Annotated in this window: 8 protein-coding genes; 1 reads left to right on the top strand and 7 read right to left on the bottom strand. The window is 65.1% G+C overall.

Annotation, left to right across the window (positions count from 1 at the left end; genetic code table 11):
* Positions 1-82 precede the first annotated feature (82 nt).
* Positions 83-1,165 carry a dienelactone hydrolase family protein gene (locus BM382_RS29375; RefSeq protein ID WP_019092772.1) on the top strand — a complete coding sequence of 361 codons (1,083 nt, stop codon included), beginning with the start codon at positions 83-85 and terminating at the stop codon, positions 1,163-1,165.
* A gap of 33 nt (positions 1,166-1,198) precedes the next feature.
* Here BM382_RS29375 and nirK read toward each other — a convergent pair whose 3' ends face one another.
* From nirK to BM382_RS29340, 7 genes are all read right to left on the bottom strand, one after another.
* Complete coding sequence (gene nirK, locus BM382_RS29370) at positions 1,199-2,287, bottom strand: copper-containing nitrite reductase (protein WP_072445010.1); 1,089 nt, start codon at positions 2,285-2,287, stop codon at positions 1,199-1,201.
* Positions 2,288-2,400: 113 nt separating this feature from the next.
* A complete protein-coding gene (locus BM382_RS29365; protein ID WP_015637188.1) occupies positions 2,401-3,219 on the bottom strand; it encodes a YfaP family protein in 819 nt (272 codons plus the stop codon).
* Between the two features lie 3 nt (positions 3,220-3,222).
* Positions 3,223-4,866 (bottom strand): DUF2300 domain-containing protein, encoded by a 1,644-nt coding sequence (locus BM382_RS29360; RefSeq protein WP_065363611.1) that lies wholly within the window; start codon positions 4,864-4,866, stop codon positions 3,223-3,225.
* A 1-nt stretch (position 4,867) separates the two neighbouring features.
* Positions 4,868-9,445, bottom strand: a complete 4,578-nt coding sequence (locus BM382_RS29355) for an alpha-2-macroglobulin family protein (RefSeq protein ID WP_072444901.1) — start codon at positions 9,443-9,445, stop codon at positions 4,868-4,870.
* The gene (locus BM382_RS29350; RefSeq protein ID WP_015637191.1) at positions 9,442-10,101 is read right to left on the bottom strand and encodes a DUF1175 domain-containing protein; all 660 of its coding nucleotides are present in this window, start codon (positions 10,099-10,101) and stop codon (positions 9,442-9,444) included. The genes BM382_RS29355 and BM382_RS29350 overlap by 4 nt, the downstream gene beginning before the upstream one ends.
* Positions 10,086-11,798: a DUF2138 domain-containing protein gene (locus BM382_RS29345; RefSeq protein WP_041774503.1), complete on the bottom strand. Its 1,713-nt coding sequence runs from the start codon at positions 11,796-11,798 to the stop codon at positions 10,086-10,088. Before BM382_RS29345 ends, BM382_RS29350 begins: the two co-directional genes overlap by 16 nt.
* A gap of 37 nt (positions 11,799-11,835) precedes the next feature.
* Entirely contained in the window at positions 11,836-12,627 is a 792-nt protein-coding gene (locus tag BM382_RS29340) for a YfaP family protein (RefSeq protein WP_011063723.1), read from the bottom strand.
* Positions 12,628-12,717 lie beyond the last annotated feature (90 nt).

The following is a 12,717-nucleotide window of genomic DNA, read 5'->3' as shown; positions in this document are numbered from 1 at the left end:
TCCGGGCGATCCGCCATGCTAAGCTGCGCGCCGTTTCGGGCAACGGCCCGGGACCTCCTTCACTGAAAAAGGACTCTCAGTCATGTCGTTGCCGGCCGCAGTACGCCTGCCCCTGTCATTTCTCTCGCTGTTCAGCGTTCTCAGCCTCAGCAGTTCCTGGGCCCATGCCGATGCGCAACAGGACGTCGCCAAGGGGCGCTGGCAAGGCCTGGCCGGCATGGCCAACCTGTACCTGGACGAAGCCACGCCAGCGGATTTCATCGAGGCCGGGGACAATGAGAAGAGCCAGCACGACAACTACGCCGGCGCCCTCGCCTATTACCTGACCGCTGCCCGCCTCGATCCGAAGAATGCCTACGCCTCCTACCAGGCCGCCGGCAGCCTGGCGGCCATGGACAAGAACAAGCGCGCCGCCGAATACCTCGACCAGGCCCGCGAGCGTGGCTTCTGGCAGCTGGTGCTGCTCAAGGAAGACGACGAACTGGAGTCGTTGCAGCAGGACCCGGCCTACAAGAAGCTGCTGCAGGCCGCCGAGAAGAACTACCCGGCCAAGGCCAGGGATGCGGGCCTTGCGGCCTTCAGCATTCCCCAGGGCAAGGCCCCGAGCGAGGGCTGGCCGGTAGTGGTCTGGCTGTCGGGGTTCGGTACCGAAGGCAGCGACGGCATCGACATGCGCACGGACCTTGTGGGGGAAAAAGCCGTGCTGGTGGGCATCAACGGCACTCTCAAGCGCGACGAGCACCAATTCATGTGGCAGCAGCATTCGGTAGCACCGACCGAAGAAGCGGTCAGCGCAGCGCTGAAGAAACTGGAAAAGCAGACCCGTATCGATCGCTCGCGCATCGTCCTGATGGGTTTCTCCCAAGGTGCCGAGCACGCCTCGCACCTGATCGCCGAGTACCCACAGCATTACAGCGGCGCGCTGCTGCTGTCACCCGGCGGCTACCGGATTCCCTTCGGCGAAACCAAGGCCCGGGACAAGCGCATCGTCATCGTCCATGGCGCCAAGGAGCACGAGAGCAACCAGAAGCTCACCGCCGCCACGCAACAGGCCCTGGAACCCGGCAACCAGGTCCAGAGCCATGAGCATGAGCAAGGCCATACCTTCCAGGACGACTGGCGCCAGGTGTATCCGGGCTACCTGAAGTTCGCCCTGAACCTCTGATGCCAGGTGCCGGGGCTTGAGCCCCGGCTGCTATCACTTGGCCGGAGTCATGGGCCCGGGGGCCTTTACCTGAGTCATCAGGTCATCGTCCCACTGCCCCTCGACCTTGACCTGAGCCAGGGCCCCCAACTCCATGGCCTCGATCAGGTTGTGGTTGAGGTACACGTAGGTGCCCGGCTGCTTGAAGGTGTAGAGCGCCGCCAGGGCCGAACCGCCGGGGATGAACCAGGTCTCCAGGTTGCGTTGCGGGGCGTTGGCGAACTTGCCGGTGGTCCAGACCCAGTCGCCATGGCCGCCGATCAGGTGCGGACGGCTGTCGCGGTTGGCCTGGGAGTGGATGAACAGCACGCTTTCGCCGACCTTGGCGGTCAGGGCGTTGGCTCCGGTCAAGGCGCCGACACGGCCGTTGAACACCACGTGGCTCGGGGTCAGGGTACGCATCACTTCACGGGTGTCCTGGTAGCTGGAGGCCAGGTCCGGGTAGCTCTTGTAATGCCCGTCCTTGTCCTTGGGGATGTACAGGTCGAACTCGCCGATGGTGTAGGCCCGGTCATAGTGCAAGGGCTTGCCGGCAGGGTCCTGCAAGCCTTCGCGCGGCAGCACCATCAAGGTCCCGCTCATGCCCGAAACCACGTGCCAGGGCACCATGCCCGGCGGCGCGCAGTGATAGACGAAGGTCCCGCTGCGGTCAGCCTTGAAACGCAGCACCACTTCCTGCCCCGGCAGCACCTGGGTCAGCGCCGCACCGCCCAGGGCACCGGTGGCCGCATGAAAGTCGATGTTGTGGGGCATGGTGTTGCTGGCCGGATTGCTCAGGGTCAGCTCGACGTAGTCGCCCTCGTGCACCACCAGGGTCGGCCCCGGCATGGAGCCGTTGAAGGTCATGGCCTGCAGGGTGGTGCCCTGATCGTCCACCACCATCTTTTTCTCTTCCACGCTCATGCGGAACTGCACAACCTTCGGCGGCCCGCTGACAGCCTGCTCATGAGCATGCACCTGGGGCGGCGCCACCAGGTCTACCTTGACCCGCTGCAAACCGTCGGCGCCCGCGGCCAACACCAGGCTGGAGGCACAGCTTCCGGCCACTACACAGCACTTCAACCACGATTGAAAAGCACCCATGTTCTGCATTTCCCTGCCAATGAATGGTGATTCATTGCAAGGCAAACACCGGGGGCCCGTATTGTCTCAGGGCAATGAACGGATGGCCGGGAAAGCGCATCCGTTGAGCCCGGTCATGGATAACTGAAACTGCGCACCAGGGTCAGTTCCCCGGGGGCGCGCATCGGCACCACAAAGGTCTCGCTCTTTTCATCCGGCGTGCCTTCCTCGGTAATCACTGTGACCTGGGCGGTGGTCAGGGGCTGCACGGCATTTTCCTGGCCGCCGTCTTCATCGTCGTCACTGCGATAACCGCCACCGTAGTAGTTCACATAGACCAGGTACTGGCCCTTGAGCGGCGCCGGCATGGAGAAGATCTCCGGGCCGTAGCCCGTGGTCACGTCCACATCCAGGGTCGCGCCGTTGGGAGCCACGCGGTCGCCGTACCAGATGTGCGCGCCGTCCGGGGTTACCAGGTGCAGGTCGAGGTCGGTATTGTCGCTGTCCCAGGACAGCAGCACGCGCAACTTGGGCGGGGTCACGCCACCGCCGGTGTTGAGAAACTGCACGCGCTTGCGCTGCTGGCCATCCGGGCTGCGCACTTCGACGCTGTTGCTGCCGTTGGGGAAGGCGTACGGCCGGTCGAAGCTGCCTTGCTCATCGAACTTGAGCGGCATGCTGACGCCATTGACGATCAGCTTGCCGGGCTCTTTGTTCGCCTTGGGCGCACCCTTGATCTGCCCGCGAATACGCGCGGTATCGGCCTGGCCCTGGGGGGTATTCACCGAGGAGGCCGGGTAGTTGACCTCCTGAATGTACTGTTCACCATCCATGGCTCGAGTGCGCCAGCCGCCCTTGGGGGTGTCGAGCTGGATGCCGCTGTCGGCCAGGGCCATGGGCAGGCTGAACATTCCACAAAGGAACAGGAGGACCGGGGGAGCAGGAAGTTTCATGGCCTATTCCAATAAAAGATGACGGGCGAGCCCTTCGATGTAGGTTTCATCCTGGCCGTTGGGATGAGCTTCAAAGGCCAGGTGCAGGTATTCGTGAGTCAGGTCGAGGCGATCTTGCAGCGAGAGCACGCCCCGCACATAAATGCGTTGCCGTTCACGGTCGACGTAGGGCCGGCCGAAACTCAGGCGGCACACGGCGAACTGGCTGATTTCGTTGTAGCCGATCTCTTGCTCCAGCGGTTGGCGCCAGCGCCGGCGCTGCTGCAGCAGCCACTCCTGGGCCGCCGGCAAGGGTTCGCAGGAGGCCACGGGGTTATCCCAGCGGCTGAGGCTGGCCCGGGGATAGGCGTGCAGCAGGATGGCGTCGTAGCGTTGCCCGGACCGGGCCTGCTCCACGGCCTGCTGCCAGGACAGTTTGTCCGGCGCCTTCAGGTCCGAGTGATAGGTGACTTGAGTGCCGGCCAGCACCAGGTCGCTGGTCCAGGCGGCAATGGCCCGGGCCTGGGCAGTGGCCGGGCGCGGCGCGACCCGCTGGCGGTTGCTGCTGTCGTCGATGCTCAGGCATTCGCCGCTGCGCCCGGCGTTCTGCAACAGGTAGGTACGGATGGCCACGGCCAGCGCCTTGGCGGCCTCCACTGGCTCACTGGTGGCTTCGCGCTGCAGTACCCGAGCGACATATTCCTCACGGTCCAGGCGCGCCACCAGTCGCTGGGCCGCAGGGTCTTGCTGCAGGAACAGCTCGCCGGCGCTGTGGATATCCAGCTGGTTGCCGTTGGCAAACTCCACCCGGTAATCCCCTTGCAAGGCACCCGGTTTAGCCGGCTGGCCGCCCTGGCTGACGCTTTTGAGCGGGTAGCGGGAAAACAGGCTGACCTCCACACAGCGGCCTTTATCCACAGGCGGGTTGTCCGGCAGTTCCTGGTTCAGGGCCTGGGCGTAGTCCTTCAACACCCGTTGGCTGGTGCCACGCCCGCCCACCCACAGCGGTGTGCCATCCACCAGCCAGCCGGCAAAACCACCCTGGCGCGACTGCGGGTCCTGATCCGCCAGCCAGCTCCAGGTCTTGACCCGCAAGCGCCCGCCCAAGGCGCCCACTACTGCGCCGTCGGCGGCATTGAGCACCACATCCAGCAGCACGCGCCGGGCCGTGTCCCGGGCCGGCAACAGCGCCAGCACCTGCAGCAGCTCCGCCACCGGGACCCGGGTCTGGGGCTGCAGCTGGTTGAGGTCCTGCAACCAGTCGGGAGCGTTGCGGGCCCGCCAGTAATGGCGCCAGTCAGCGGCGGACAGTTGCAAGCGCTGGGGCTCGAAATACAAACCGCAGGAACGTACCAGCGCCTGATCACGGGCGATGCTGGCACCCACCGCACAGCAGTAGACCTCTTCCTTGGACTTGCCCTGGCAGGCATAGGCCGGCTCCTGGGCGCCGGTGTCCACCAGCCAGGCGTAGACAAAGAGTTTCCAGACACTGCCCAGGGGCGCTTGCAGATCCTTGGGCAACGGCTCGCGAGACAGAACCTGGGTCTTGCTCAGGCTCACCAACTCACTGTCCGGGGCGTTTTTCCAGGCCAGGCGCAGGGGCTCGTCCTGGGCCGTCACCCACCCAGGAAGCAAACACAGACATAGCCAGGCCCAGCACCGCACCATGTTATTTGACCGTGACCTGACCCAGGGCCGGGGTGCGTTCCTGAGCCTGATGCTCCGGTGCGTACACCTGGTAGAAACGTGCCGGCGGCAGATTGAACTGGCCTTTCTGGGAGAAGCGAACCAGATGGCGCAGGCGCACTTCGCTGCCGTCGTTCAACGCATCCAGCGGCACCGCGTAGCTCATCTGCCCCGGTTCGGAGCGAGCCTTCTCCAGGGACGCCGCCTCCGTACCGGCCGGGCCGGCCAGCTTGATGCCCCAGGTGGTGCGCTCGACATCGGCGCCCGGCGGCAGCGGCACTTCCAGCATGCCGTACAGCAGCGGCCGGTTGCCTTCGTTGGCGATGATCACTTCGTCCAGGTACAGGCCGTCACTGGCGATCGGCTTGTTGCCCACCGGTTCCAGCTTGAAGGTGAAGGCTTCGTCCCCCGGCACCAGGCGCAACAGGCGGCGGGTGATGTTCACCGGCGACGGCGTGCCCATGTCCAGCTTGCTCAGGTAGCTCACCGACGCCCGCAGCGGACGTTCCGGCACAGAGCCCAGGGCCAGTACCGTCGGCACCTGCGCCCCTTGCCACTGCCAGTAGCTTTCACCGCTGGCGCTTTGGCGCTGTTGCCAGCCCTGCCCCGGGTTCAAGGCCACCGCCGGGGTCGACTGGGCGATGCTGCGCTGCAACCAGGTCAGGGCCAGGGCCCGTTCCAGGGTCGATTGCGACGGCAGCAGGCGTTGCAGCAAGGCACGCGCCGCGCCTTGGTCGAACGGTTTGAGCGACAGGCTCAGGGCCTGGGTGAACGGCTGGGAGCTGATATCCAATTGCTGCTGCGCCGCTTCCAGTTGGGCGACGAACGCCGCGGGTGGCGTGACCTTGGCATCCCGCGCCAGGGCCGCGGCCAGCACCCGGGCGCTGGCCAGGCCGAGGGCCGAATCCGGATCGTCCATCACCAGGCTGTCGCTGCCGTTGTCCTGCATGCTGGCTGCCGGGCCGCTACCGGCCTTGGCCAGGTCGTCCATCAGGCCGCTGACCAGGGTGTTGATCGGCAGTTTCATTTCACGGGCGAACGACAGGATCAGCGCCCGTTGCAGCAACGGCGTATTGCCAGCCTGCTTGGCGTAGACCTCCAGCACCCGCTGCCAGTGCTCCGGCGGCAGGTTCAGGTCCAGCACCTTGCTCGCATTCCAGTCGGCGTAATAGGCGTAGGCGGTGAGGAAGGCATCCGGCTCGGCATCTTCGCCCCACCAGGTGAATGCCGCTTCCGGCCCGGCCATGTGCACCAGGCGCAGACGGCTGTTCTGCATCATTAGCCGCAGCCGGTCGCGGATCTGCGGATTGCTGGCCAGCGCCGGGTAGGCAACGCTCAGCGGCAGCAACTGGCTGGCGGTCTGTTCGACGCCGCCATACGGGTATTCCAGCAGGTCATCCAGGGCCGAACGGAACAGCGCTTGCGGGCTGTCGTCCAGGCGCAGGCGAATGTCCGCAGCATCGGCCGGCAGGCCCAGCGGCGTGCTGATGGTGACCACGTCCAGGCTCTGGGTCTGCACGCTCTGCCAGCCGGCCGCACTGCTCACCAGGCGCACCGCCAGGGCATCCACGGTCTTGCCGCCCTGCACCAGCTCGGCGCTCCACTCGCCATTGCCCGGAGCAATGGCCGGCAGCGCCACATAGTTGATGCCGCTGTTGAGGGTCAGCGGCAGGCGCTGGGACTCACCGGCGTAATGGATCACCAGTTCGGCCTTGGTGGGTTGTTCGGACTGGCTGAAGGCGAATACCCCCAGGTCCGGCTTGTCACCCGTGCGGAAGCGGGTCGGACCGCTCCACTTCAGGTACAGGGCCTTGTCGGAACGCACGAACTGCTTTTTCTGCCCCACTTGGCCATCATCGGCGATGGCCCGGGCAGTGATGCGCCAGCGGGTCAGGGAATCCGGCATGCGGAAGGTGAAACGCGCCTTGCCGCTGCCGTCGGTGACCAGCTCCGGCTGCCAGGCAGCGGTGTCGACATCTTCGCGCCGCGGACGCTCCAGTACCTTGACCCCGCGTTCGCTGCGGTTGGCCTTGCCCGGGGCGGTGGGACTGCCCGGCAGGGCCACGTCGTAGCTGATGAACGACAGGCTGGCGCTGGTGCGCACATTGTTGCGCCGCGGGTGGTAGAAGAACTGGTCGATGCTCGGCGCCACTTCCGGTTGCAGGGCGTAGACCATTTCGTCCACCACGCTGACCGTCAGGTGTGCGGGCACCGGCTTGCCGGCGAACTGGGTAGACAGGTCGACGGTGACCATGTCACCCGGCTGGTATTTGTCCTTGTCGGTATGGATGGCCACATCGATCTGCGGCGTCAGCACCTTGATCCCGGCGTTCTGGAAGCTGTACTCGCCGCCCTTGGTGTAGAGCACGGAAAAGGTCAGGTTCGGCGCAAAGCCGTCCTTCACCGGCACCCGGGCGCGGTATTGGGTGGGGCTGAGTTTTTCCACCTTGAGCCAATCGCCGCCCTTGGACAGCAGCGCCGTGGCCTCGACCTTGTCCCGCTCCAGGGACAGCAGGGCGTCGTTGATCGGCTCCGGGAAGGTGATCAGCGCCAGGGCTTCGTCACCAGCCTTGTACTCGGGCTTGTCGAGGACGATTTCCACGGTGCCCGGCACCGCTTTCACGCCCTCGCCAGTGACCGAGTGGCTGGTGCCGCCCAGTACACGATCGTGCTCGTCGCGCAGGGTCAGGTTGTAGGTACCGGGGCGCTCGAAGGCCAGGGCGAAACCGCTGTCGGCGGCAGCCAGCTTGCCCTCGCCGGTGGACTGGTCCTCCATGCGCACCCAGCCGTAGCGGCTCGGCTTGACGTTCTTGCTCTGCTCGCTGGTGTTCTGGTTGGCGTAGCTGAACTGCACCTTGTCGCCGGCCGCGCTGAAACGCTGCGGCGCGCTGAGGCTGAAGCTCGCCGCGCCACGCTCGATGAGGATTTCCTTGGTGGTCTTGACCCGATACGCAGCGCCATCACTGGCGAATACGGTGAGCATGTAGCGGCTGGGCTTGTCCGCCGCCGGCAGGTCGAGGGTCGCACTGCCCTTGGAATCGGTGGTCAGTTCGGCGCTGGTCAACTCCACCGGGAACTGGCCCATGTACTGCAGTTCGTTGTCCACCATGGACAGCTGCTGGGCCCGCAGGCTCAGTTGCAGGCGAGCGTTGGCCACCGGCTTGCCGTCGGGGTAGAGCAGCACCAGGTTGCCCTTCACCGGCTCGCCGGTCTTGAAGTCCGGCTTGGCCAGGGCCAGGGAAACCTCAAAGTGCGGCTTGATGTACTCGGCCACGCGGAAGGCACTGCTGTAGACCTGGCCCTTGTAGCCAAAACGCAGTTCATAACCACCGGCCACGGCATTTTCCGGCAGTTGGAAGCGGCCCTGGGCGCCGGACTTGGAATCCAGGTTCAGGGTCATGTTCTGCAGGGCGGTGCCGGCGGCATCCAGCACGCTGACGTTCACCGTGCCGGCACCCGGCTGTACCGAGTCCCGGGCGTTCTTGAACTCGCGACCGACGATCTTCAGCGATACCCAGTCCCCCGGGCGATACAGCGGCCGGTCGGTGAAGGCATACAGTTTGGTGTCGTAGATTTCGCTGTCGTAATAGAAGTTCTCGGAGACGAACACGCCGCCTTCCTGGTCTTCGCCGATCACGTAGGAGCGCTCGGGGCTGACGTGCTTGAGGCGCACCAGGCCCTGTTCGTCGGTGGCGCCGCTGTTCATCACGCCGAGGCCGTCGGTCCACAGCACATTGACCTTGGGCACCGAGTTGCCTTCATGCTTGCCCGCAGCCCAGACCAGCAGTTCGTCGCCGGCGATCTTGCTCACCGCCACGGTGTTGGAAACAAAGACCATGGTGGTGGCGCGGTACTTGCCCACCAGGGCCTCCACCAGGTACAGGCCGGGCTTGAGCTGCCCCAGCGGGATGTAGACGTTGCCCGGGGCGACGTTGATGAACTGGCTGGAGGAACCGGACAGGTTTACCCCGGCCGGCGGCTGGATCGGCTTGGCCTGCCACAGCGGATAACGGAACTGGGTCACCAGGGGCAGCCCCGGGATCAGGGCGAATTGCGGCTGGGCGTCATACGGCGTCGGCGCCAGCATGGAGTTGCCCACCTTCAGTTCCGGCACCTCTTCGGTGACCTGCTTGCGTGACTCGTAGGAGAAGGCGCGCTGCATCACCCGGCGGGATTTGCGGTACCAGTTGTCCCACAGGTAGGCCAGGGTGTTGGACAGGCCCTCGCCCTTGAACTGGCCGTCGCTGACCACCCGGTGCAGGTTCTTCTGGCGCTTGAGAAAGTCCAGCGGCTGGTCGATCCGGTACACCCGGATGTCCGCGCCGCCATAGGGCTCCATGCGAAAGCGCCGGTAGTCACGGCCCGGGGCTTCGAGGCGCACCATGGCCTGTTCGTCGCTGGCGAAACTGCTGTCGGCCAGGAGGAAGAAACTCTCGCCGGAGACCGCCGCATAGTCGCTGGGCGGCACCGAGTCTTCGGCGTTGACCAGGGCCACGGGGGTGAGCAGGGTCAAGGCCAGGGTCAGGCGAAACAGAAAACGGGACATACGGGATTCGCTCATTGGGTGAGGAAGTTCAGTCGATAGATGCCGATGAAGTTGGGGTTGGCTGAGTCGGGTATCCATCGAGTGTCCTTCCATGTCATCAGTTGCTGCACGCTAGCCGAGCGCATGCCGTTGTCGGTGGGAGTGGTGGTGCCGGTGTGATAGGCGATGTTGCGGCCCATCCAGATCATCAGGTGCTGGTCGTCGCCCTGGTCGAAGAACAACAGGTCACCGGGGCGCGCCTGCCCCAAGTCACGGCTCACCAGATGGCTGTTGAACTGGATCAGCTTGATGGCATTGACGTAGGGCCCGGTCTGGCCGCCGCCCTGCTGCCACTGCTGGGCCAGGCCGCGCTGGCCTTCGCTCAGTTGCAGCTCCGGCGGCAGGTAGCGATTGGACATGCCGTTGGCCCGCAGCCATTTGTTGTCGTGGACCTTGAGCGCTTCGTTGGCAGCAAAACGCACCAGGCCCGCGCAGTCCTGCTGGTACCAGCGCGGGCTCGGGCCCTGGCTCAACTGCTCCTGGGCGATGCGCACGAACCAGGCACGGAACACCTGGGACTGCTGCACGTCCAGCGGCGGAGCCTGGGTCGCGCCCACGGCGCTGCTCAGCAACAAGGCCAACAGGCCAAGGCTGCTCAGACCTTTGCGCAGTGCACTCACAGGGCACGCCATTGCAGAGGCAGCCATTGCCAGTGACCGTCGGGCTCGCTGCCGTCGGGCAGGGTCAGGGCGTACTTGCCATAACCGCCGAGGGTACGCAGCTTGGGCACCAGGTAGGTTTGCGCGGCGTTGTTGAACACCGGCTCCATGTCCTGGGGCAGGCTGTCGAAGGTTTCCTGCTGGATCAACTGGGCCAGGGACTGCGGGCCCAGGTACACCGGCATCAGTGCATCCTTGGGCACCACGTCCGCCAGGGGCGGGAAGCGCTTGTCCAGGGTGCCCAGGGCCTTGTTCACCAGCTTGTCATCCAGGGAGAACACCAGGGTCGAGCCATGGCGGGCCAGGCTGACCTGCATGAAGGCGCGACCGGTGATGGTTTGCGGGTCCTTGGCTTCCTTGGCCGGGTACTGGCCGAAGTTGGAACTGACCTGGCGCTGCCACTGGTGCACGTCGCCGTTCTGCTGCTCGACCACCGGGAAGATGCGCTCCGCCACCTTGCTTTCCCGGGTGCCGACCATGGAGCCGAACAGCTTGCCCAGGTCCGCATCGAGCTTGGCATTGTCCTTGTCCTTGAGGCTGGCCACCAGCAGCGGTGTGTACAGCCGCGAGTCGGCGTACCAGCACAGGCCGGCGGTCCCGGCCATGTGCTCGGTCAGGGTGGTGGCCACCGCTTCTTCGGCCCCCAGCTTGACCAGCAACGGCTTCTGCTGCTCCGCCGCCAGGGGCAAGGCTACGCAGGCGCTGGCGCCCATGGGCATGGCCTGCCAGATCGGCTTGAAGTCGAACGCCGGCTGGTTGTCCTGCTCTTGCATGGCCAGGTAGCTGTGCCAGCCCTTGTCGTCCATGTCGAAGCGCAGGCCGGCGAAGTTGGGGATAAAGCGCTGGTAACCCATGGCCAAAACGCTGGAATTGACTGCCAGCCGCTGCTGCACTTCAGGCTTGCGCGCTTCCAGGCCAAAGGCCTCGGGGAACAGTTTGTCGCCGTTGAGCAGGGCCTCCAGAGCGGTGGTGGACACCGCACCATGCTCGTCGTCGGCGCCGGTGGCGGGGTCGTACAGCTTGGCGGGGTTGGACAGCACCACCAGCTTGTCGCCGTGGGAGGCGAATGCCAGGGACCGGCTGGCGTTGTAATTCAACTGGTACAGGGTCACCGCATCGCCACCGACCTTCAGGTCCGCCAGCTTGCTCAACTGGGTGTCATCCAGGGCCACCTTGGCCAGGGGCTCCAGCAGCTTGGCCAGGCCGCCGCGGTCCATCACCAGCAGGAAGTCCTTGAGACGCCCGTCGGCGCCGCGCCACAGCGCCACGTCGGCCGGCTGGTCGAACAACTGCTCGATCAGGTTGTCCTGCAGCTTCAGGTCATGCTCGTAGATGATCCGCCGCAGGCTACCGATCAGGCCCAGGCGGTCGGCGTGGGTCTGGTAATAGAAGACGAAATCCTCGGTCAGGGTTTCCTTGAGGAAAGGCACCGCCAGCAGGTCCTTGGGCAACTGCGCCAGGGAATGGGTTTCCAGCAGCCCATCGGGGCGGCTCAGGCCCAGCTTGTCGCCGGCCAGCTCCGCCACCGGAGTCTTGGGCTTGCAGCCCACGCCGGTGACCGCGGCCGCCACCAGGCACAGGCCCATGACCAGGACCGGCCAGCGCCGCTTGCTGGCGGGTTGTTCAGTACCGGGCACGCCGGCTGCCGGGGATGCTGTGTTTTCGCTCATGATTCACAAAGCCCAATTCATCCGTGGTGCGGGATGTTCAATAGTTGAAAGACTTGACCAGCAACAGGTCGCCGATGGCCCGCATGGGCACGATAAAGGTCTCGCGTTTCTCATCGACGGTGTTTTCGTTAAGGATCAGGTTGATCTGCGAGGTGATCACCTCGTTCTGATTGCTGCCTTCGTCGAAGTTGTATCCGCCGCTGCCGAAGTTGCCCCAGTAGTTCACGTAGATCAGGTAGGTGCCCCGCAGCGGTGCGGTCATGGTGAACATTTCCGGGCCCGGGCCATCGACGCCGTCCGGGTCCAGGCCGCCGCCATTGGTCAGGCCGGGGTGGCCGAAGAAGGCGTGCTGACCGTCCGGGGTAATGATGTGCATGTCCAGCTCGGCCTTGGGATCGTCCCAGCCCAGCACTACGCGAATGCGCGGTGGAGTCTTGTTCAGGTTGGCTTCATAGAACTGCACGCGCTTGAGGGGTTTGCCCTCGGAACTGCGCACTTCGACGCTGTTGGAGCCGGCACCGAACGCATAGGGCCGGGCAAAACGGCCCTGCTCGTCGGTGTAGAGATTCAACGGGTTGCCGTTGACCGACAGGCTGTGGGGCTGGCGCAAATGGCCAATGGCCTTGAGCTGGCCTTCGATCAGGGTGCGGTTGCGCTGGATGCCGCGGTCGATGGGCGGCGTCGGATAGGCCACGCGATCCTGCTCGGTGCGGTCCAGCAGGCCGGAATAACGCCAGCCGGCCAGGGGTTCCTGCAGCTCGGCAGAAGGCTCGGCGAATGCCGGCCCGGCCAGCAGCAAGGTCAGCAGAAGGGAGGATAGAGCGCGCATGTAATGCGTCCTGCCATGCATGGGAAAACCCTGGCGCCAGATCCTCGGCGCGGCTGCAAATATTCAGAAAGAGTGCCCGGCAACAAAGGG

It is taken from the genome of Pseudomonas sp. NFPP25 (genome assembly GCF_900116505.1).
Classification (GTDB): Bacteria; Pseudomonadota; Gammaproteobacteria; order Pseudomonadales; family Pseudomonadaceae; genus Aquipseudomonas; species Aquipseudomonas protegens.
The sequence above is the reverse complement of the archived record's forward strand: the minus strand, read 5'-3'. Positions and strand labels throughout refer to the sequence as shown.

What these genes read in the sequence shown, in the direction of transcription:
- BM382_RS29345 (WP_041774503.1), bottom strand. Translation starts at nt 11,798, where the DNA reads ATGAGCGAAAACACAGCATCCCCGGCAGCCGGCGTGCCCGGTACTGAA.
- BM382_RS29365 (WP_015637188.1), bottom strand. Translation starts at nt 3,219, where the DNA reads ATGAAACTTCCTGCTCCCCCGGTCCTCCTGTTCCTTTGTGGAATGTTC.
- BM382_RS29355 (WP_072444901.1), bottom strand. Translation starts at nt 9,445, where the DNA reads ATGAGCGAATCCCGTATGTCCCGTTTTCTGTTTCGCCTGACCCTGGCC.
- BM382_RS29350 (WP_015637191.1), bottom strand. Translation starts at nt 10,101, where the DNA reads ATGGCGTGCCCTGTGAGTGCACTGCGCAAAGGTCTGAGCAGCCTTGGC.
- nirK (WP_072445010.1), bottom strand. Translation starts at nt 2,287, where the DNA reads ATGGGTGCTTTTCAATCGTGGTTGAAGTGCTGTGTAGTGGCCGGAAGC.
- BM382_RS29375 (WP_019092772.1), top strand. Translation starts at nt 83, where the DNA reads ATGTCGTTGCCGGCCGCAGTACGCCTGCCCCTGTCATTTCTCTCGCTG.
- BM382_RS29360 (WP_065363611.1), bottom strand. Translation starts at nt 4,866, where the DNA reads ATGGTGCGGTGCTGGGCCTGGCTATGTCTGTGTTTGCTTCCTGGGTGG.
- BM382_RS29340 (WP_011063723.1), bottom strand. Translation starts at nt 12,627, where the DNA reads ATGCGCGCTCTATCCTCCCTTCTGCTGACCTTGCTGCTGGCCGGGCCG.